The 20,676-nt window shown below is 49.9% G+C and carries 23 protein-coding genes; 8 read left to right on the top strand and 15 right to left on the bottom strand.

Features of this window, described 5'->3' with window-relative positions; translation table 11 throughout:
* The 9 genes from CKW00_RS06155 to acpS form a co-directional block, all read right to left on the bottom strand.
* Nucleotides 1–1,011: a PP2C family protein-serine/threonine phosphatase gene (locus CKW00_RS06155; protein ID WP_093107987.1), complete on the bottom strand. Its 1,011-nt coding sequence runs from the start codon at nt 1,009–1,011 to the stop codon at nt 1–3.
* A 16-nt stretch (nt 1,012–1,027) separates the two neighbouring features.
* Nucleotides 1,028–1,429, bottom strand: coding sequence for an anti-sigma regulatory factor (locus CKW00_RS06150; RefSeq protein ID WP_076571828.1), 402 nt, complete (start codon nt 1,427–1,429; stop codon nt 1,028–1,030).
* A gap of 3 nt (nt 1,430–1,432) precedes the next feature.
* Complete coding sequence (locus tag CKW00_RS06145) at nt 1,433–1,789, bottom strand: STAS domain-containing protein (RefSeq protein ID WP_008591068.1); 357 nt, start codon at nt 1,787–1,789, stop codon at nt 1,433–1,435.
* Nucleotides 1,786–2,700 (bottom strand): RsbT co-antagonist protein RsbRA, encoded by a 915-nt coding sequence (locus tag CKW00_RS06140; protein ID WP_095821841.1) that lies wholly within the window; start codon nt 2,698–2,700, stop codon nt 1,786–1,788. Before CKW00_RS06140 ends, CKW00_RS06145 begins: the two co-directional genes overlap by 4 nt.
* A 186-nt stretch (nt 2,701–2,886) precedes the next feature.
* On the bottom strand, nt 2,887–3,237 hold the full coding sequence (locus tag CKW00_RS06135; protein ID WP_095821852.1) for a type II toxin-antitoxin system PemK/MazF family toxin: 351 nt from the start codon (nt 3,235–3,237) through the stop codon (nt 2,887–2,889).
* A 5-nt stretch (nt 3,238–3,242) separates the two neighbouring features.
* The gene (locus tag CKW00_RS06130; RefSeq protein ID WP_095821851.1) at nt 3,243–3,506 is read right to left on the bottom strand and encodes a CopG family ribbon-helix-helix protein; all 264 of its coding nucleotides are present in this window, start codon (nt 3,504–3,506) and stop codon (nt 3,243–3,245) included.
* Between the two features lie 108 nt (nt 3,507–3,614).
* Entirely contained in the window at nt 3,615–4,781 is a 1,167-nt protein-coding gene (gene alr / locus CKW00_RS06125) for an alanine racemase (protein ID WP_095821840.1), read from the bottom strand.
* A gap of 51 nt (nt 4,782–4,832) precedes the next feature.
* Complete coding sequence (locus CKW00_RS06120; RefSeq protein ID WP_095821839.1) at nt 4,833–6,338, bottom strand: NAD(P)H-hydrate dehydratase; 1,506 nt, start codon at nt 6,336–6,338, stop codon at nt 4,833–4,835.
* Between the two features lie 46 nt (nt 6,339–6,384).
* Nucleotides 6,385–6,741 (bottom strand): holo-ACP synthase, encoded by a 357-nt coding sequence (gene acpS, locus CKW00_RS06115; protein ID WP_095821838.1) that lies wholly within the window; start codon nt 6,739–6,741, stop codon nt 6,385–6,387.
* 118 nt (nt 6,742–6,859) lie between these two features.
* Here acpS and CKW00_RS06110 point away from each other — a divergent pair, with 118 nt between their 5' ends.
* Together CKW00_RS06110 and CKW00_RS06105 are read left to right on the top strand one after the other, a co-directional pair.
* Complete coding sequence (locus tag CKW00_RS06110; protein WP_095821837.1) at nt 6,860–7,474, top strand: rhomboid family intramembrane serine protease; 615 nt, start codon at nt 6,860–6,862, stop codon at nt 7,472–7,474.
* A gap of 49 nt (nt 7,475–7,523) precedes the next feature.
* Nucleotides 7,524–9,164, top strand: a complete 1,641-nt coding sequence (locus tag CKW00_RS06105; RefSeq protein ID WP_095821836.1) for an ABC1 kinase family protein — start codon at nt 7,524–7,526, stop codon at nt 9,162–9,164.
* 125 nt (nt 9,165–9,289) lie between these two features.
* Here the strand turns inward: CKW00_RS06105 and CKW00_RS06100 are convergent, their stop codons facing one another.
* Entirely contained in the window at nt 9,290–10,765 is a 1,476-nt protein-coding gene (locus CKW00_RS06100; RefSeq protein ID WP_095821835.1) for a DEAD/DEAH box helicase, read from the bottom strand.
* A 204-nt stretch (nt 10,766–10,969) separates the two neighbouring features.
* Here CKW00_RS06100 and CKW00_RS06095 point away from each other — a divergent pair, with 204 nt between their 5' ends.
* Nucleotides 10,970–11,887 carry a DMT family transporter gene (locus CKW00_RS06095; RefSeq protein ID WP_095821834.1) on the top strand — a complete coding sequence of 306 codons (918 nt, stop codon included), beginning with the start codon at nt 10,970–10,972 and terminating at the stop codon, nt 11,885–11,887.
* A gap of 54 nt (nt 11,888–11,941) precedes the next feature.
* Nucleotides 11,942–12,799 carry a DegV family protein gene (locus CKW00_RS06090; protein WP_095821833.1) on the top strand — a complete coding sequence of 286 codons (858 nt, stop codon included), beginning with the start codon at nt 11,942–11,944 and terminating at the stop codon, nt 12,797–12,799.
* A 67-nt stretch (nt 12,800–12,866) separates the two neighbouring features.
* Here the strand turns inward: CKW00_RS06090 and CKW00_RS06085 are convergent, their stop codons facing one another.
* The 4 genes from CKW00_RS06085 to CKW00_RS06070 all read right to left on the bottom strand — a co-directional run bounded on the left by CKW00_RS06085 (nt 12,867) and on the right by CKW00_RS06070 (nt 15,740).
* Nucleotides 12,867–14,141 (bottom strand): MFS transporter, encoded by a 1,275-nt coding sequence (locus tag CKW00_RS06085; RefSeq protein ID WP_095821832.1) that lies wholly within the window; start codon nt 14,139–14,141, stop codon nt 12,867–12,869.
* Nucleotides 14,142–14,277: 136 nt separating this feature from the next.
* Nucleotides 14,278–14,514: a glutaredoxin family protein gene (locus CKW00_RS06080; protein WP_095821831.1), complete on the bottom strand. Its 237-nt coding sequence runs from the start codon at nt 14,512–14,514 to the stop codon at nt 14,278–14,280.
* 35 nt (nt 14,515–14,549) lie between these two features.
* Nucleotides 14,550–15,182 (bottom strand): SDR family oxidoreductase, encoded by a 633-nt coding sequence (locus CKW00_RS06075; protein ID WP_095821830.1) that lies wholly within the window; start codon nt 15,180–15,182, stop codon nt 14,550–14,552.
* A gap of 93 nt (nt 15,183–15,275) precedes the next feature.
* On the bottom strand, nt 15,276–15,740 hold the full coding sequence (locus CKW00_RS06070; protein WP_076571850.1) for a MarR family winged helix-turn-helix transcriptional regulator: 465 nt from the start codon (nt 15,738–15,740) through the stop codon (nt 15,276–15,278).
* Between the two features lie 138 nt (nt 15,741–15,878).
* Between CKW00_RS06070 and CKW00_RS06065 the strand changes: the two genes are divergently transcribed.
* Nucleotides 15,879–16,511: a class I SAM-dependent methyltransferase gene (locus CKW00_RS06065; RefSeq protein ID WP_095821829.1), complete on the top strand. Its 633-nt coding sequence runs from the start codon at nt 15,879–15,881 to the stop codon at nt 16,509–16,511.
* Here the strand turns inward: CKW00_RS06065 and CKW00_RS06060 are convergent.
* On the bottom strand, nt 16,490–17,410 hold the full coding sequence (locus tag CKW00_RS06060; RefSeq protein WP_095821828.1) for a diacylglycerol/lipid kinase family protein: 921 nt from the start codon (nt 17,408–17,410) through the stop codon (nt 16,490–16,492). The two genes, CKW00_RS06065 and CKW00_RS06060, sit on opposite strands and share 22 nt — an antisense overlap.
* A gap of 171 nt (nt 17,411–17,581) precedes the next feature.
* On the opposite strand from CKW00_RS06060, the gene CKW00_RS06055 reads away from it, so the two are divergent.
* The 3 genes from CKW00_RS06055 to CKW00_RS06045 all read left to right on the top strand — a co-directional run bounded on the left by CKW00_RS06055 (nt 17,582) and on the right by CKW00_RS06045 (nt 20,674).
* Nucleotides 17,582–18,241, top strand: a complete 660-nt coding sequence (locus tag CKW00_RS06055; RefSeq protein WP_233129728.1) for a hypothetical protein — start codon at nt 17,582–17,584, stop codon at nt 18,239–18,241.
* 24 nt (nt 18,242–18,265) lie between these two features.
* Nucleotides 18,266–19,501 (top strand): efflux RND transporter periplasmic adaptor subunit, encoded by a 1,236-nt coding sequence (locus CKW00_RS06050; protein WP_095821826.1) that lies wholly within the window; start codon nt 18,266–18,268, stop codon nt 19,499–19,501.
* Nucleotides 19,502–19,672: 171 nt separating this feature from the next.
* Nucleotides 19,673–20,674: an LLM class flavin-dependent oxidoreductase gene (locus CKW00_RS06045; RefSeq protein WP_095821825.1), complete on the top strand. Its 1,002-nt coding sequence runs from the start codon at nt 19,673–19,675 to the stop codon at nt 20,672–20,674.
* The last annotated feature ends 2 nt before the right edge of the window (nt 20,675–20,676 follow it).

Below are 20,676 nucleotides of genomic sequence, written 5' to 3'. Positions count from 1 at the left end.
TTAAACATCCCTTTTCAGAACGATAAGTGTGAAATCATCCCGCAGTTGAAAATCCTGCAGCCGCTCGAAGTATTTATAAACACTTTCCACAATTTCCTGGGAAGAAAGGTGTTTATACTCACGGATAACTTCAAGGATTTCTTCCTGTTCAATGAAGTCATCTCCCTTGCGGCATTCCGTGACTCCGTCCGTCAGCAGCACAAGCATATCGCCTTTGTCCATCTTTCTTTCGTATTGTTCATACATGGCATCAGCCGATACACCAAGCACAAGTCCGGGAGCGGAAATCTCCTCGAACTCGTCTTTTTCTTTATGGTAATAAAAACCCGGCTCGTGACCTGCGGACGCATACGTGAGTGTGCTGGATTCCGTATTATACATGCAGTACATCATCGTAATGAACATATTGGAATCCACGTTTCTCTCAACGACCCGGTTCAGGCTGCCGAGTATATACTTCGGATCCATACGCAGCTCCGGAAAGCTGTCCATCGCGTATTTGATCATGGACATGCATAAAGCCGCAGGTACCCCTTTTCCTATTACGTCGGCTACTGCAACACCCAGCGAACCTTCATCGTCCACGACGAAATGGTGGTAATCTCCGTTCATCTGCCTGGCGGGGACACTCAACGCTCCGATGTCCACCCCTTCCATCTCGGGTTTCACGGTAGATAATAAGGTTTTCTGCATGTTGGCAGCGACGGCTATTTCGGACTTGAGCTCCAGCTGTTTTTCACGCAGAGCCTGAAATTCCTGATAAGCCAGACCATAGGACATCATCGTTTCCATTAAAAAATCGAAGGAATCAAGAATATAATCAGGCAGTTCAGGGTATAGTTCCTGCAACGAACGCAGATGCACGTTTATTATCTCTTCCGGAGAAATGTTCTGCTGCATCGACTGCTTACTGAACTGTTCCGCCTGATAAAGAGCACGCTCATCTTTTGTACGGATGTACTCATCGAGCAGATCCCGGTAGTTTTCGAGGTCCAGCTTTAACGTGTTCATTGTTCACCCTCCCTTGTTATCGGAGCCATTTCGTAGACTCGATTGTGGTTCCTTCGCCGGACTTCGAAATGATATCGAATTCATCCATCAGCCGCTTTACCCCGGGCAGACCTGCTCCAAGACCTCCGGAGGTGGAATATCCATCTTCCATCACCTGGGCCAGATCACTGATGCCGGGTCCTTCATCGGTAGCTTTTATAGTTATCCCTTTCTTTTGAACGGTTTCAATAGCTTCAAAACAAATCTTACCGGCGCCGGCATACAGGTATATGTTACGGGCAAGCTCTGAGATGGCTGTTGCGATTCTGGCCTGATCCACCGTTTTAAAACCTACTTGTGTAGCGATATCCCGGCCCATCTGTCTTGCCGCCACGATATCCCATTCCTTTTTTATATATACACAGGACTGATCGCTCATACCTTACTCCTCCAATTCTTGACGCAACTTTATCAACCCTTGTTCAAGATCCAGCGCAGTCGGTACGTCTTGCAGATGAATGCCAAGATCGATCAGGGTCACTGCGACAGCTGGTTGTATACCGGTGAGTACGACTTTTGCCCCCATGAGGTCGGACATCGTTACGACATCTCCGAGCACTTTGGCGATGAAGGAGTCGACGATATCGACAGAAGTCAGATCAATGACTACTCCCGTGGCTCCGCTTGAATGAATCTTTTCAAGCAGGTCTTCCTGAAACTGGATAGCCGTTTTGTCATCGAGTTCTGTCTGTATGGATATCAGCAGGTAATTGTGCAGTTTCAGAATTGGAATTCTCATTCTTCTTCACTCCTATCCAGGGACTCTATAAGATTTTCTATTTCTTCTTCACGGTTCGTATCTTCGACTATTTCCCTGTTCGTAAGCTCAAGCGCCGTCTGGAACCCTTTCCTCAAGGAACTCTTCGTCGGGAATTTCCCTAAGTCGATGCCCAGGTTGACGATCGTCTGGGCGATTTCCGGACGGATTCCGACCAGAATACAGCGGGAGCCGATCAAACGTACTGCTTCTGCCGCCTGAATGATATGGTGGGCCACCATCGTGTCGACCACCGGCACACCCGTAATATCAATTAGTACGACTTCGGCGTTGTGTTTGATCACTCCATCAAGCAGGCTTTCCATAACCATTTTCGCTCTTTCGGTATCTATAGTACCGATCAGAGGCATAATCGTAATGTTGTCCATCACCGGAATAAGCGGAGCAGAGAGCTCCTGGAGAGCCATCCGTTGAAGGGAGACGATGTTCTCCCAGCTGCCCGAGTATTCGGACACCAGTTCATTCACCAGCGGGTCCACCCATTCATCCACTTTCTCAAGCACCCATGGGAAGTAATCGTCGCCCAGCTCGAAGTAATTTTCCGCTTCCGAGAAATCAAGATCATCCCATTTGTGGATGATGAACTTGACGACGCTCCTGCGGAAGACCTGCATCCCGTCTGTTAAATACGTAAGCGGCCAGCCGAGGTTGATCAGTTTCTCCGCAAACTCATCGAGCGGTGTTTTAGCTATCTTTCCTTTTTGGATGCCTTCGAAAATCGCGTTCGCGAACTCCCGGTTCGTATTTTCGAGTGCTTCATCGGAAAGCGACTGGTAAAAGGCCCCGCCCTGATTCTTCTTTACCTGTTCAATCCACATCCGTACTATTTCATCACTGTTATCCAATACTACGTCTTTTAAAATCTTCTCCATCTATCATTACCTCCACGCTATGGAAAGCTTCGTTTGAATTTATTACTGCCTTTATTTTAACAAAAATACTTTGTCAGTTGTACTAAACGGAATACATTAAGTATTATTGATGTCCGAAATGTATTATTTTGAATATTGTGTTAAAAATTTCCTTAATAAACAAGGAGACTGCCAGCAAGCAGTCTCCTAAAAATCGACAAGCCCCAAACTGATCTGTAAGGCTTTGTTCACACGAAGCATCATCGATTCATCCAGATGTGTAATCTTGTCTGTCAAACGCTGTTTATCAATCGTTCTGATTTGTTCCAGTAATATAACAGAATTCCGTTCAAATTGATACTTTTCTGCATTGATCTCTACGTGAGTAGGCAGTTTAGCTTTTTGTATTTGCGCTGTAATCGCCGCTACGATTACAGTGGGGCTGAAACGGTTCCCGATGTCGTTCTGCAGGACAAGCACAGGGCGGACTCCCCCTTGTTCAGAACCTACTACCGGTGACAAATCAGCGAAATAAACGTCTCCTCGTTTGACCATCAAAGGATTCACACCCCGCTCACTAATTGCTCGAGGGTGTTCTCTGCCTCCTCTTCAGCCTGAAAAGCTTCTGAAGCGATAGTTAGATTGATTTTAGCCATTTCCATATACCCCTGACACATGGATTCCCGAATCTGCCGTTCTTTTTTCTCACGCAAATACATTCTTATTGCCTGACAAAGAAAATCATTTCGATCGCACTCTTCTTCTATTGTGTAACTGTCCACTTCGTTCAGAAGGGTCTCCGGAACTCTAAGAACAATTTCCTGCATGCTCTCTGACAAACGATACACCTCCACGATTCTCTCTAAAAAATCCAGTCATCTGCTAATTATAATAGTACCATTGCAGCAGGGTTTATGCAAAGAGCTATTTGAAGATCAGACGAGAGGATGCTGGAGTCTGTGAGACGTGGAAATCACCTCATTATTTCTTTTGAAAACCCTCGGAACGCGACTGGTGATGATGCACGGAATTTCGTAATTGATCGTGTCCACATAATCGGCGATCTCGTCCATCTCTATTTCCGCATCCTTCTGTCTGCCGATGAGGACCACTTCCGTTCCGGTCGGATAACATTCGTCCAGACGCACCATGAACTGATCCATACAGATACGCCCTACGATTTCACATCTCTTTCCGTTCACGAGCACTTCCATTCCCTGCAGTTTGCGGATCCAGCCGTCCGCGTAACCGAGAGGAACCGTTCCGATCCACTCACCCGGGTTCGTCCGATAGGTGGCTCCGTAACTGATCGCTTCTCCTTCCTCGAGTTTTTTAACGTGGATGAGTGTGCTGTGAAGGGAGAAGGCAGGATGCAGATCTATCGGCCTCTCCTCTTTCACATCTCCGGAAGGGTAAAGACCATACATGCCGATTCCGAACCGCACGTATTGAAACATATGTTCAGGAAATCTCATGCCGGCTGCACTGTTCCCCGTATGTACGTCCACTTCCCCGCTCCAGGACTCGCCGAAGTATTCAAGAAGTCGGGTGAGGCGTTCATTCTGCTCCTTGTAGTGGGACAAATCCCCTTCATCCGCGGTGGCAAAGTGAGTGAATACACCGGTAAGCCGCACGTTTTCTGTACTGCGGAGGGCGGAGAGTACACCCTCCATCTCCGTCTCCGACCGGACCCCGATTCTTCCCATGCCCGTATCGAGTTTAAGATGGACCTGTAAAGGAGTCTCCCCCGTGTCTCTGACCCGTTCGATCCACTCTTCCTGGTACACGGTCACGGTGATATTCTCCCTGGCAGCAAGCGGAGCATCTTCCGGACGCGTATATCCCATGACCAGGATGGGTACGGTTATGCCGGCTTTTCTTAATCGGAGAGCTTCATCCAAAAGGGCCACGGCAAGACGTTCAGCACCCGCTTCGATAGCGGTCCGGGCCACCTGGATATCCCCGTGGCCGTATCCGTTCGCTTTCACAACTGCATAAACACCCGTTTTTTCAGCAAGACGCCCTCTCATTTGCCGGACGTTATAATGTATGGCATCCAAATCGACTTCCGCGAAGGAATCCCGGTAAAATTTCTCTTCCATCTCTTCCATCTCCCACTTTGTTGATTTCTTTCATCGTTTACACGCTTTTTCCTATTCCTCAATATACGTATGAAAAACGGAGGATAACCCTTCCACGACGTCCGTCGGAAGCAGGTCATACACCGTCCTCTCCCCCGCTGTCAGCAGTTCGGCCGATTTTCCATGGAGAAAACAGCCGTTCGCGAGAGCTTCCAGAGGCTGATCATGCTGCATCAGCATCGTCAGCAGGATACCGGTGAGTACGTCGCCGCTCCCTCCTTTTGCAAGGCCTTCGTTTCCGGAGGATTCCACAATCTGCCGCCCATCCGGAGCCGTTATGATCGTATGCGGCCCTTTCAGAACGACATACACTCCGTAGTCTTCCGCGAATTCGCGGCTTATCGAGAAAGGCTTCCGTTTCACCTCTCCCGTACTTTTACCGGTAAGGTCGGCCATTTCTTTCACATGCGGAGTCACTACGGTCACTTCCTTCCTTTCTGTGAGTACGTCCAAAAGAAAGCGGAGGTGATACAGACCGTCCGCATCGATCAGAAGGGGCGCCTTCGTCTCTTTAAGAAGTGTTTCTATCACAGCACGACCCGGTTCTTTTCGTCCCATGCCGATACCTGCAGCGACGCCGTCTTTTCCTGTGAGCGAGTCAGTATCTATCCCGGATATAACGCCATCCGCCTCTTCTGTTCCCATAAACATCACTTCAGGCAGGGTCCCTGCCGCAGAGGGGATATTGCCGGGCACGGTCGCCGCCGTCGTCAGACCGGCCCCTGCTCTTATGGAAGCTTTCGCCGCCATTACGAGGGCACCGGGCATCATCTGTGCTCCTCCGATCAAAAGTCCTTTCCCCCGGGAGCCTTTATGGGCAGAGGCAGGGAGTCGAGGGTAGCCTGCTTTCACATCTTCCTCCGCCCGCCATTTCCGTGCCGGGCCCGTAACTGACAGAGGCGGCAGACCGATGTCCACCACTTCCGCCTCCCCGTAGTAACCCGAGGTATGTTCGGTGAAAAAAGAAAGTTTCGGTGCCTGGACGATGAACGTCGTGTCCGCTTTCACCGCTTCGAATTCCTCTTCCCCTTCGTCCGCAGGCAGGCCGGACGGGATATCTATACTGACCCTGTGCACCCTGGATCTGTTCACGTCGCGGACGAGATCGTCGAAAGGAGGACGCAGCGGACCTTTCACTCCAATTCCGAGCATGGCATCAATAACTACTGTGCTTCTGCTCCATTCCTGCTCCGTGAGTTCAGCAAGATCATACCCGCTCTTCGTATACACATTTTTGTGATAAAGGGCGTCTCCTTCGATCTTCTCATCAGGTACTACCTGGACGGCCGTAACGTCAAATCCCTGATCCTTCAGAATTCTTGCGATGACGTATCCGTCCCCTCCGTTATTGCCTCCCCCGATCAGAACGAGGAATTTCTCTTCCTCCGGGAACTTCCTCCGGATTCTTCCGGCGAGGGCACGCCCCGCATTTTCCATAAGGATGTGGCCTTCCCGTCCGTACTCATCCATCGCCCGTCTGTCCCACTCATACATTTCCTCTGCACGCACTATCTGCACATTCATCCCTCCCGGATCGTTTTTTATTCGGACAAGTTGACGAAAACTATATTTTTTCCACTACTACGTTCGCTACAGCGTAATGCTCACTGTGGGAAATAGAGACGAAAAAATTCACATCCTCCCGTCCCTTCACCGTAAGAACGGGTTTGCCGTAGTCGTCCGCAGCCGTCTCAATCTGCCGGAAGCCTATACGTCCCACCCCGGTTCCGAGCGCTTTACCGACAGCTTCTTTGACAGCGAACCGCCCCGCCATAAATTCCTTCTTCCTCTTTTCGGAGAGGGAACAGTACCTCCTCTGCTCCTGGTCAGTCAATATTCGTTGAATAATCCGGGGGTTTCGCTTTATACTTTTTGTAATACGATCAATTTCCACAACGTCTATTCCGATGCCTGTAATCATTGTTCATCCTGTCCTTTACTTATAGTAATTTCCCCTCGTCCGGGATGAGGGAAACGTACTTCCCCCCTGAGGCAGGCAGCACTTAAAAAGTACATGTTGTACACAAAGGAGACCGCCGATGTTTTTACGTACCGAAAGTTTCAATGATTTCCTCAAGTTTTATCCGGTTATCGCATTTCTCACCGGCCTGCACATTTTTCTGTGGCTGATAATGGATGTGTTCTCTTTCCCTTTTGCGGTAGAATGGAAGCAGCTCGGGGTTGGGAACAACTTCCTCGTCAGTCAGGGAGAGTACTGGAGACTTCTCACTCCGATTTTCCTTCATGCCGGACTTTCCCATACGCTTTTCAACTCTTTCACTCTCGTACTGTTCGGGCCGGCGCTTGAGCGTATGCTCGGAAAAGTGAAATTCATCATCGCCTACCTGCTGGCAGGTATTGCCGGAAACATAGGAACGTACGCCGCAGACCCCGGGGCGTTTTATTCCCATCTCGGGGCTTCCGGAGCCATCTTCGGGCTGTTCGGGATCTATGCTTACATGCTGTTTGCCCGGAAAGACCTTCTGGATCAGGCCAGTTCCCAGATAATCGGCGTAATCATCGTTCTCGGACTAATTATGACGTTTTTGCAGCCGAACATCAACGTCCTCGGCCACTTATTCGGCTTCATAGGAGGGCTGGCACTGGCTCCTCCATTACTGAAAAACATCAGACCCGGATTCTTTTTCCGATAAAAAATGTAGAAAAGCACTTTTTTGAAGGCAAATTGGAAAGGAGGCGCCTATGAAACTGTCAGCATCCAGGCGGTATCGTGAAGTTCTGAAAGTATTTTCGAGGCACGGACTGAGTCAGGTTCTTGAAGGAACCGGGCTCAGAAAAGCAAGAAACCGGGCCACGACGGGCGTCCACCTGCGCCAGGCTTTTGAAGAGCTCGGTACGACGTTCATCAAATTCGGCCAGATTCTCTCCACCCGTCATGACCTGTTACCGGAAAAAATAACCGCTGAACTTGAAAAGCTTCAGACCGGCGTCTCTCCTCTGCCTTTCGACAGCATCCGGGACGTTCTTGAAGAGGAACTGGGGGAGATCTCCCGGCACTTCAGACACATAGAAGAGAAACCACTGGCCTCCGCCTCTATAGGTCAGGTACACAAAGCCGTAACGATCGAAGGGACAGAAACAGTCGTGAAGGTGAGGCGTCCGGGGATCACCGATCAGGTGGAACTGGACCTCAAAATATTGTCGAGGCTCAGTCACCGGCTCGTGCATTTTCCGGGAATCGAAGAAACGAGACAGATTGAAGATCTGTACTACGAATTCGCAGACACAATGCGGACAGAGCTCGATTTTCTGAGAGAAGCCGAAAATATCAGTGAGATCTCCCGTAACTTCGAGGACTGGCCGGACGTCATCATTCCGTTCACCGACCCTGAACGGACCACTTCCCGCGTATTGACGATGGAATACATGGAGGGTCTGCGGTTCGGGGAATTCCGTGAAAAACATGAGGAGGACCCCGGTTTTCAGAAAACGAGAAAAGAAATCGCCGAACTTTCCGCCGAGGTGCTGTTCAAAATGATTTTCGAGGACGGATTTTTCCATGCGGACGTCCACCAGGGAAATTTCCTTCTGAACGAAAACCACGAACTGATCGTTCTGGATTTCGGCATGGTCGGCTCCATCGATCAGCAAACCCGGCAGAAGCTGATGAATATCGCCCTTGCTTTCTCGTCGAACGACGCTGAACTTCTCACCGATGCTCTTCTCGATATTACAATCGAACCCGTCCAGGGCACGGACATAGATGCTCTCATCTCCGACATTAAGCGATTGCTGTACCGGACTTCCGGACGCGTACTTGAAGATATTTCACTCGGAGAGGTACTCGGCAAAATTTTCACCCTTCTCCGCCGCTATCACCTGAGACTTCCGCCCACCTCCGCTCTGCTTTTCAAGACACTCATCATGGCGGAGGGCACCGCCCGGGCCATCGATCCCGGATTCGAACTGCACAACACCATCGAAAAACAGGGCAAGCGATGGATGAAAGAAAGGTATCGTCCGGATTATGTAAGCCGGGATATGTGGAGGTATGCAAAACTCTGGAAAGACATCGGAACGGAAACACCGCTCATGATCAAGCGGATGATGCGGAAAGGAATGAACGTCGGGGTGGAACCGAAGGGGTGGGAGAATATAGTCGCCCACTTCCACATGATGGTGAACCGGATTGCAGTGACGCTGCTTCTCGCCTCATTCATCATCGCTCTTTCCCTGCTTCTCTCCGTCTTCCGTCCGGATGAAGGGTACCAGCTGCTTTCATGGTTTCTGTGGGGACTGTTCTTTCTTTCTATTGTACTGGGAGCTTCTCTCATCATTTCTATACTCAGCTCGAGACATAAATTCAAACATAAAAAACGCTGATACCTTCATGTACAGACCGCCCGGAGACCGTTCTCCGGCGGTCTTTTTCATGTGCGGAAATGACGGCATAAAAAAAGAAGATACGCGAATCCCGGCGGAAAGCCGGATCACGTATCCTCTATTTATCATTTACCTTTGTTGTTTTGGTTGAAGTTTTTGCTTCTGCCTTTGTTTCCACCCTTGTTATAAGGGCGTTTGTTCGAATTGCCCCGCTGGGAGTTACGGCCCTGGCCGCCTCCTCCACGTTTAGGTCTTCCGCCTTTGGCACCTTTGGCGTTTCTCGTGCTGATCGGTTGTACCGAAGACAGACGTACAGGCGTTTCCTGTCTTTCTTTAGTCAGCATTTTCAGAGCCGCCGCTACGAGATCCTGCGCCTCGTACTGATCCATAAGATCACTGGCCGACTGTTTGTAGTCGTTGATGTCATCGGCATCCATTTTTTCGACAAGTTTCGTAACCGCGATGTCCTGCTGTCCTTTTTGTGCTTCTTTATAAGAAGGCACGCGAAGCTTGTCGATCTTTTTCTTCGTAAGCTTCTCAATCAGGTTCAGCTGATCTTTCTCACGCGGCGTGACGAAAGAAATGGATTCCCCTTTACGTCCGGCACGACCGGTACGGCCGATACGGTGGACATAACTTTCAGGGTCCTGCGGAATATCGAAGTTATAGACGTGTGTTACGTCCGAGATATCCAGACCACGTGCTGCTACGTCGGTAGCTACGAGGATTTCAATCCGTCCCTGTTTGAATTTCTTAAGCACGGACATACGTTTCCCTTGCGTAAGGTCTCCGTGAATACCTTCCGCACGGAATCCGCGTACCTGAAGGGCATCCGCCACTTCGTCCACACGGCGTTTCGTACGACCGAATACGATAGCGAGGTCCGGCGCATGAATATCAAGGAGACGTGTCAATGCGTCGAATTTGTGCTTCTCGGCAATTTCCACATAGTACTGCTCAATATTCGATACAGTCATTTCTTTTGATTTGGTTTTAACTTCTTTCGGCGTATTCATAAGTGTCGTTGCAATATCGCGGATCTCTTTCGGCATCGTTGCAGAGAAGAGAAGCGTCTGACGCTCTGTCGGAAGAGCTTTCAGAATGTCACGGATATCCTCGATGAAACCCATGTTAAGCATTTCATCCGCTTCATCAAGTACAGACGTGTGTACCTGTTCAAGCTTGATCGTTTTTCTCCGGATATGATCGAGGAGACGGCCCGGCGTAGCAACAACGATTTCGTTGTTTTTAAGTGCACGGATCTGACGTTCCATGTTCGAACCGCCATACACCGGCAGCGCCCGTACTCCTGCGTTTTTACCTAGACGGTTCAACTCTTCCGCTACTTGAATGGCAAGTTCACGTGTCGGGGCGATTACAAGACCCTGTACGCCGCGCACCTGCTTGTCTACTTTTTCGATCATAGGGATTCCGAAAGCTGCTGTTTTACCGGTACCTGTCTGAGCCTGGCCGATAACATCATGACCCTCCATTCCAAGAGGGATGGTTTGTTCCTGAATGGGTGTCGTTTCTTCAAATCCCATATGATCTAAAGCTTTCAAAATCGGATCTGATAAACCTAATGAATTAAATTTAGTCACGTTCTTTGCATACTCCTTTTGTGTAAAAATCCTTTATCGCAATAAAAAAAGCCTTCTGCCACTTACTTATTCTGGAGGGGCTTTTGTGGTCAAACGGATTCACTTGTTAATTGACTATTATCATTCTACACCCTTTCTCCTTATTTTTCAATCATATTATATGGTAGAATGAGAATACCTTTTATAATCAAAGGAGGAATCGCATTGGAAAGGCCTCCTACAGCTATATATGCCGTCCTTGCCGTAGCGGTTCTTTCCATTTCCGCTTCGGCTATATTCGTAAGGCTCGCAGGAGACGTGCCCGCCGCCGTCATCGCTTTTTACCGCCTCGGCCTGGCCGTGGCGATCATGACGCCGTGGGTACTTCTGAAACATCGTCACCATTTATCATCCATCACAAAAAAAGATATGCTATCTTCACTGCTTGCCGGTATTTTTCTGGCAGCTCATTTCATTTTATGGTTCGAATCGTTAAAGTATACATCTGTCGCAAGCTCCGTCGTGCTCGTTTCCCTTCAGCCGATTTTCGCTTTTCTCGGAACGTACTTCTTCTTCCGGGAACGTTTTTCGGCTGGTGCGGTCTTAAGCATGATGATCGCTATCACCGGGAGCGTCGTAATCGGATGGGGAGATTTCCAGACGGGGGGAGAGGCTCTGTACGGGGATGTGCTCGCACTTCTCGGAGGAATGATGGTAACCGGGTACTTCCTGATCGGACAGAGCGTAAGAAAGCGTCTGACTCTCACTTCGTATACGTGGCTCGTCTACGGTATGGCGGCCGTGGCGTTACTTATTTACAACCTTCCCTCTCCCGCTTCGCTTTCGGGCTATGACGGGAATCAGTGGCTCGTCTTCCTGGCTCTTGCACTCATCCCCACCTTCCTCGGCCACTCTTTGCTGAACTGGTCGTTAAAATGGGTGAGCACGTCCAAAATATCCATGGCCGTTCTGCTCGAACCTGTCGGAGCTTCCATACTCGCATACTTTCTCTTCGGGGAAAATCTGAGCTGGACACAGCTCCTCGGCGGGGCCGTCGTCATCTTCGGACTGATGATTTTTCTGTTGAGCACGAGCGTAAAAAGAAAACCGACCCTGACGTATTCTGCGAGGAAACGGGGGTAAGTTTCTGTTACAATTATTATATTATCAACTTTAAGAGAGAGCAGGTGAACCGTTTTGACAGTTCAAATCGTTATCGACGGGGGAGCTGACGTTCCTTCCTCTTTCATTGAAAAACATGACATCAAAGTAGTTCCGCTCAACCTTCATTTTGGCGAAGAGGAATACAAGACCGGCGTCGACCTCGATCTCCCTGAATTTTACAGGAAACTGAAGGCGGCCGATGAACTTCCGCGCTCTTCGTCTCCGAGCCCGAATGATTTCTACGAAGCGTTCAAAGCCGTTCCGTCTGACGTGCCGATTCTGAACCTGGCCCTGACGCAGGGACTGAGCAGTACGTACGAGCATGCGGAAATGGGTAAAAAAATGCTTCTGGAGGAGGAACCGGACCGTACGATCGCCGTCATCAACACGAAGACTGCTTCCTGCGGTGTGGCTCTTCTGGCAGACGATGCCGTAAAAAGGATTAATGAAGGGATGGCTTTTCCGGATCTTGTCGCCCATATGGAAGAGCGACTGGAGAAGGCGACGACCCTCTTCGTTCTGAAGACGCTCGAAAACGTCATCAAAGGCGGACGGCTGGACCGCGTGAAAGGGGCCATCGCCAAAACCCTCAATATCAAACTGCTCATGAAAGGGACCGAAGAAGTGGGTGACATCGACGTTACGGAAAAGGTGCGCGGAAGCAAAAAAGCGGTACGCCGCCTTGTGGAACAGATCGGGGAGTATACAAGTGACTTCGAAAACAAAACGATCGCCATTTCCCACTGTAATGATGAAGAGAATGCAAAAGCCCTGCTGGAAAGAATCCAGTCCACCTATCCGTTCACGTCATCGATCATCACCGAAATGGGGCCTCTGATCTCCACGTATTCAGGAGAAGGCGGTCTCGTCGTGGCTTTTTATAAAGACTAGGCAGCTCCAGCATAAAAAGCGGGCGGTCCGGGAAACATACCCGGCAGTCCGCTTTTTATGCTTACATTCATTCCTCGCCGGTCACTCCGTATTCGAGAGGGTCCGGTTTCGGAGACAACAGAGCGAGAATCACTGCCGTTACCGGAAAGATGAGGATAGCGAGTATGGCCTCCTGATAACCTCCGAACAGATCGTAAAAAATACCGAAAGGAAGCGGGCCGAGGGCCGACCCTATGACCATGACCGTCTGCGCCAGACCTTTGATACTCCCGAGGTGCGTCCGGCCGAAATAATTGGGCCAGACGATATTAAGGGCTATCCTTTCAAATCCGTTCACCGCTCCCCACACTACCGCGAAAGAAAAAGCGAGAAGGGTGGAGCTTGTGAAAAAGAGGAGGACGAGCGAAAGAATGTGCCCGAAAAAAGTGATGGCCAGTATGTAATGTATGGAAAAACGGTCCGCCAGGTAACCGGTAAGAAAAGTTGTCGGAAAACCTACGACCGCCATCACGGTAAGTATGGTTGCCGCTATACCGACTCCGAGACCCTTCATATCCATAATTGATACGACGTGGAAGGTGACAGCCGTGTTCACGAGAGCCGGCACCATAACACAGAAGAGGATAAACCAGAACGTCCTCGTCTGCATCGCCTGTTTCAACGTCCAGCTCACTTCGCTGATTTCACCGCTGATCTCCTCTTCCCCCGGTTTTTTATGTGGCGTTCCGTCCGGAAGGGCCCCGACATCTTTCGGCTGATTGCGCACCAGCCATACAGTTACCGGAATGAACAGTACCAGAATGGAGACCCCGAGAATCACCCACGCACTTCGCCACCCGAACGATTCGATGAGCCATGCGTTCAAAGGCGGAAACAGGGCGGAGCTTGCGAAAGTACCGACAGCCATTACGCTGAGGGCCCGCCCTCTCTTTTTGATGAACCACTGGGGAACCAGGGTATTCGGCACCAGTGTCATCGATCCCTGCCCGAGTAACCGGATCAGAAAGAAGCCGACGAACATCATGACCGGGGCGGTGATGGCCGAGTTCCAGAACAGAGCCAGCGCTAATCCGGTACCTACCCCGATCATCATGACCCGCTGACCGAAACGATCGACCATTCTTCCTACCGTAAACAAAGTGATACCTGCCACCAGTGTAGCGGCCGAGTACAGCCCGGACACTGTTGAACGGCTGAAACCGAAGTCTTCGATATAGTAGTCGATAAAAATGGAATTCGAATAGGTCTGTCCCGGCCCGGAAAAGAACACACTTAATGCGGCCACGAAGACGATTACCCATCCGTAATAAAATTTCGTATGTATCGGCGGTTTATTATTCATAGACTCCCCCTCTTTTTCCTGTCTGTCCGCTACAAGTTGTCCGTTTTCCTTCAGACCACCATTATATTCTTTTTCAAAGGTAAAACAAACCTTTCTGTCGCATAAAAAAAGAGACAGAGTTTCGTCTGTCCCCTTCCTAAGCGCCCACTTTTTTCTTCAGTTTGTTTTCCTGTACACCCAGTACCCGGTCGTCTCCTATAAACGTAACGGGTGTACCGTAGATCCCCGCTTCCTGCAGCGTTTTCAAATACCCGGGGTCCTCGGAAAGCATTCTTTCTTCGTAGGTCACCTCCCAGGAATCAAGCATGTCTCTCACTTTGTCACACTGGCCGCACGGTCTGCTCGTGTACAGCACAATACTTCCCTCACTCATTATTTAACCCTCCAGGTCGTCCCATTTTTTCTATATCAGTGACGAAACAAATCTTCTACAAGTGTGTCGCCTTCCACTACATCAAAACTTCTGTTTTCCGCTTTCGGCTGCATCAAAGCTTCAACGAGCACGGAGGCTACATCATCTCTGGAAATGGAATTCCCTCCGTTCACGTGTTCATTAAGGAATACTTTCCCCGTTCCTGCCTCGCTGGTAAGCGGTCCCGGCCGGACAATAGTATAAGGTACGCCTGACTTTTTCAGGTATTCATCAGCTCTATGCTTGGCAAACAGGTAGTGCTTGATTTCGCGGCTCCCCGCTTCCGGACGGTCGGCTGCCATGGAACTAAGCATGACAAACCGCTGCACTCCGAAATGTACAGCCCGGTCTACCGCTTTGATCGCACCTTCCTGATCGATTATAATCGTCATCTCGGCCCCGGTATCCTGTCCGGAGCCCGCTGCGAATATTACGGCGTCGACGTCCGCATAGGCAGACTCGAAATCTTTTTCCAGATCCCCCATCACGGCGGTTACACCCTGCTTCTCAAACATCTCCTTCTGCTTTTTATTCCTGACCATAGCTACAGGTGTATAAGCCGTCCTGCTCAATTTATCCACTACCAGCCGGCCTACTTTCCCTGCAGCACCGATAATGAGCACATTCATCCAAGTACACCTCCCTGCCATATATCTATGCCTGTCCTTACCCTTTCCCGGCGTTACAGAAACCCAAACAAAAAAAGCAGGAGAACTTCCCTCCTACTTTTTCAATTCATCGGCGTGCATCCCCAATTTTTTTATGAGAGGAATAATCTGTTCCTTCTCTTCAGTCGTAAGCCCTCCCATAACGGTTTCAAGGCGCTTCCAGTGATCAGGGAAAATACGGTTCAAAAGCTCTTTTCCTTTTCCGGTGATTGCAGCATAAGTGATGCGGCGGTCCGTAGGGCAGGGCACACGTTCAAGATAGCCTTTCTTTTCGAGCTTGTCCACTACATACGTAATACTGCCGCTTGCGAGAAGAATCTTTTCTCCGATTTTCTGAAGCGGCTGCTCACCCTGGTGAAAAAGCAGTTCCATCACTCCGAACTCCGTAGGGTTCAAGCCATGTTTCTGAATGTCATCCTTGGCAAGATCAGCGACCGCTCTCTCCGCCTTCGCCAGCACTACGAACAATTTAAGAGAAGGGTCCTCTTTTTTCTTTCTGTAAAGTTCCTGTTCATCCATGGCCTTTCGTCCTCTCCTGTTATTATCGTTACTAGCAAGTATAGATATCCTCATTTACTATTGTCAAACCTGTTGCCTTGAGTGCGTATGTGTCATAATGAATATATACTCATTACGGGGGGAAGGCGGTGGGAAGGCGTGCTTAAAGATACGGGAGAAAGAGTCATACCGGAATTCATGAAACCCGAAAACAATATGCTTCTCGAACATATGGCACGTTACCAGTTTGCTCTGCGCTATATGTATGGAAGGGTATTGGACCTTTCCTGCGGGGCCGGGTACGGTACACACATGATTGCCAAAGGAAGGAAGCGAAAAGTGAGGGAAGTTATCGGAGTGGACATAAATGAAGAAATCATCCGCTATGCCAGGGGGAGATACTATCATCCGAATTCTTCCTTTCACGTCTATAACGCGACCGGGGACACTCTTCCGGAGGAACTCGGTACTTTCGACTGTATCGTCAGCTTTGAAACACTTGAACATATCGCGGAAGAGGAGTTGCTCCTCCGTAACTACGATCGTCTTCTGAAACCGGGAGGAACGCTTCTCGTCTCCACCCCCTTCGGTCAGGGAAGAGGAAAGCCGACCCGCTCCCCCTTCCACGTCCATCAGCTTACATCGGAAGAGTTCAGAGATTTGTTCACAGCATACGAACGGACTTCTTTTTACTATCAGGAAGGAGTGCTGATAGAACCGCCACGCGAAAATGTGAGCTATCCGCTCGGAATCGCCGTCGCTTTCAAACCTCACTCCTCAAAAGCTACGTGAGTTCCGCTGTTGCCGGTAAGGAAGGACAGGTGTTTCGGGAGGAGGGTGATTTCCGAAGGAGTCTCTCCTTCGATCTCCCCGTCCCGGTCCACCTCTTCCACCGGATCCGTCGTGACTTTTATGTGAGAAGCTTTTTTGTACTCCAGCTCCCGGAAGTTCTCTTCCTTCGTCCACGGACGATTCATCGTCATCAGTTCCCGGAACAGCCGGAAGTTCGAATCTTTGATGACCATTACGTTGAAATAACCGTCATCGAGTTTCACTTCGGGGTCCGGAACCTGGCGGGTGCCGATAAAAGCACCGTTCATTACCATAAGCATCACGGCTTCTCCTTCCGTCTTCCGGCCGTCGATTTCCAGCTGATACTCGAACGTCTCCGCCCCGCTCATCGTTTTGAAAGCACTTATGAAGTAGCTCAATACTCCGAGACTGTCCTTCTGTTCCTCATCAATATTATACGACGTTCTCGTAACCAGGCCTATACCCCAGAAGTTTGCAAAATAGCGGCCGTCCGCTTTGCCGATGTCGACCGCTTTCGTTTCCCCGTTCACAAGCGCCTGGGCGGCCTGGTTCAAATCCATCGGAATGCCGAGCATTCTCGCAAAATCGTTGCACGTCCCTGCCGGCAGTACGCCGAACCTGGGAGGATTTTCTTCTTCTGCAAAGATATTTACACATTCATGGACCGTACCATCCCCGCCCAGGATAAAAAATACGTCGATGTCATCTTTGTACCGTTTCGCCGTCTCATGCAGATCTTCGATACTCTCCGTCTGGACGGTGCTCAGTTCTTTTACCGCCTCTGCAAGCACCGGCAGCACCTGGGATAAATTATGTTCGATTTCGGACTGACCGGCGTTCGCCTGATAAATCAGTAAGCCTCTGTCAAAACTAGCCATGTCATGTTCCTCCTTAAAGGTACGCTATGGATAGCATTTCCTTTCCAGCCCTTCTTTAAACAATAGGCGGAGCAAAGACAGTTGGAAGGCAACTGGTAAGTTATAGTAAATTCAGTTAAAATGGTTTCATACTACACTTAGACGAAAAGGATGGACTCAATGGTATATTCTGTGAACTTATGGAAAATGTTTTTCAGGCATGATGATGAACTGTGGAAACTGGATGAAGCGAAGAAAACGCGGAAGGTATGGCTCACCCTTATCTTCCTGCTTGCTGCCACCATCCTTACATTCGTCTGGACAGCCTGGATCGGACTCGGAACAGCTCCTGTCTCGGCGAACATGACCGGCTTGAGCCTTTTTGAATATGAATGGCGGAAAGCCTGGTTCATGATCGGAAGAATCGGCTACTCCCTGCTGTTTTTCACTTTTATCCTTTTCTTTTCCACTCTGATTTTCTGGCTGTTCAACAGTGCTTCCTATAAAAAAATCCTGATCGTACAGATGAATGTTCTGCTTATCATGCTTCTGGAGCGTATTACCTGGATACCTTTACTTACATATGCGGGACTGGACTGGTCCCTCTCCCCTCTGTCCTTCGGGATAATCGCTTCTTATTTTACAGAACAGACGTGGATCATCAGCTTCGCCGGAGCGGCTTCTCTTTTCCAGCTGTTCATCATCCGGTTTCAGGCTTCCTCCCTGAAAAAGATTTCCGCTACCCGCCCGGTGTGGATCTGGACAGGCCTCATACTGTGGCACCTTCTATTGTGGAGTGGAGCGGCAGCCTTGAGTTTTTACGACCTGGAACTTGTTTACCTGCTGAGATAAAAGAGAAAAGAAAGAGGTGTACATATGAAGAAAAAGAAGAAAATCCAGAGACGTATAATCGGAACAGCGGTAATCCTGTTCATCGCAGCGAACATCCTGCTCGTCTTTTTCGACCACCAGGACAAAGTAGCCGAAAAATCCTATGTAAAAGAATGGTCGCGCAGTTTCACTGCAGACGTTTCTGAATACGTGGAAACAAAAGGAATGTTCGCCTCCGCTGACCGGCAGGAAGTGTACTTCGATAAAGAGAAGGGGAGTTTCAGCGGCTTTCTTGTCCAAAAAGGAGACAAAGTCGAAAAAGGAGAAGAGCTGTACGAGTATGAAGTAAAAAATTACGAAGCCGAGCGGAAAGAACTGGAGTCGGAGATTACGCTTCTGGAAGAGGAAATCAGGGCCATCGAAGACTATCTCAGAGACGTCAGGTTCTACAGCATCGAGGAGCCGGATACCGACATAGAAGATGAGAGTTACGATTATCCCGCTCCTTCCACTTACGTAGAAACCGAATTCGAAAAGGAAGAACAGACAGCGGAAAAAGAAATGGAGCTTGCCCGGAAAGAGGCCGAGCTGGCTATGTTCGAAGACCGGCTGAATCAGCTGGAGCAGGGAGGCGAGACGATAGCCGTCACCAGCACGTTCGAAGGGACAGTGTCCGACGTAGCCGAAACTCTCAACAACCCCGTACTTACTATCCAGTCCAGCGAACTGCTTATTCAGGGGAAACTTTCCGAATCCGATAGAACAGAAGTCTCGGAGGGAATGCCCGTACTGGCGAAGACTCCGGAGGGGGACAGAATCGCGGAAGGTAACGTCTCACTCCTCCATAAATTCCCCGAAGAGTCCGGTCTGGAGGAAGAAAGCAGCTACGGATTCGAAGCGGCTATCAACACAGACACCGAAGAACTCCTTGCCGGATATCACACCAATCTGGACATCATTACAGCCAGCTCCCCGGAGACGACCGCTGTATTCGAGAAAACTCTCGTTACAGAGACCCCTCCGTTTGTCTGGATAATGAATGAAGAGGGGATTTTAGAGAAAAGACCGGTGACGACCGGATTGAGCGAAGGGGAAAAAACAGAAATAACGGAAGGGATGCAGCCGGATGAGTGGCTGGCGGTAAAGAACAAAGGGACGCTCACCGCCGGCACCCCGTTCGTCTCTCCTCTCGACACCGAACACCTGGACATGAAGCGTCTCTTTTCCGTAGATCCGGAAACGATGTTCACTTACGGACTGCTCGGTCTTATAAACAGATGACACCCAAGCCGCCCGTATCGCTACACTTTCATAATCCGCCCTCCCTTCCCGTACGGGGAGGGTCTTTTGTTTGCATTTCCCGGCTCCCGGTGCCACGATTAAAGTAACGCTTTTCCTACAGGGAAAGTCAGCTTTTTATTACTTTTTACACAAATGAAAGGAACGATACTTATGAAACTGAGTGTATTGGATCAGTCACCGATATTATCAGACTCGGATCCGCAGGAAGCTATGAGACAGACGACGGAACTCGCTGCTCACGTCGATCGGCTCGGCTATCACCGCCTCTGGGTCTCTGAACACCATAGTACGAACAGTCTGGCGGGCTCCGCCCCTGAGATCCTGGCGACCCACCTCGCCGCACATACGAAACGCATTCGCGTCGGGACGGGAGGAGTCCTCCTCCCTCACTACAGCGCCTATAAGGTAGCGGAAAGTTTCCGCGTCCTTGAGACGCTTCACCCCGGCCGTATCGACCTTGGTGTCGGACGTGCGCCGGGCGGCATGCCGAACGTCAATCTGGCACTGAACCGCGGTAAACTTCCAAGAGTCGAGGATTACCCGAAACAGGTGGAGCAGCTCATGAGTTACCTGCACGGAGAAGACCCTGCAGGAATGAACATTTACGCCACTCCAAAAGGAGATACGTCCCCCGAACTCTGGATGCTCGGATCCAGTGGAACGAGTGCCCGCCTGGCAGCGGACCTCGGTACTTCCTACTCGTTCGCCCATTTCATCAACGGGCACGGGGGTATGGGCGCGATGGACAGGTACAACAACCATTTCACCTCCTCCATCCAGCAGACGGAACCTGCAGGAAACGTCTCTGTATTCGCCGTGTGTGCGGATACACAGGAGCGGGCCGAATATCTGGCTTCCAGCCTTGATCTGGCGCTTCTGCTGATTGAACAGGGAGGCGTACGTCATCACTTCCCGACACCGGAAGAAGCGTTCAACTACTCCTACTCTTTCTTCCAGCAGGAAAGAATCAGGGAAAACCGGAAACGGATGGTAGTAGGAGATAAAGAAACGGTGAAACAGGAGCTGGAATCTCTTGCCGATGCCTACGGAGTAGATGAAATAATGGTGAACACCATCGTCCACCCGTTCGAAGAAAGACTTCATTCTTACGAACTGCTTGCAGATGCTTTTAACCTGACACAGGAGGGATAGTA

The organism is Salimicrobium humidisoli (genome assembly GCF_002295105.1).
In the GTDB taxonomy this organism is placed as follows: domain Bacteria; phylum Bacillota; class Bacilli; order Bacillales; family Halobacillaceae; genus Salimicrobium; species Salimicrobium humidisoli.
Note: the sequence above shows the minus strand (reverse complement) of the source record. Positions and strands in the feature narration are given on the sequence as shown.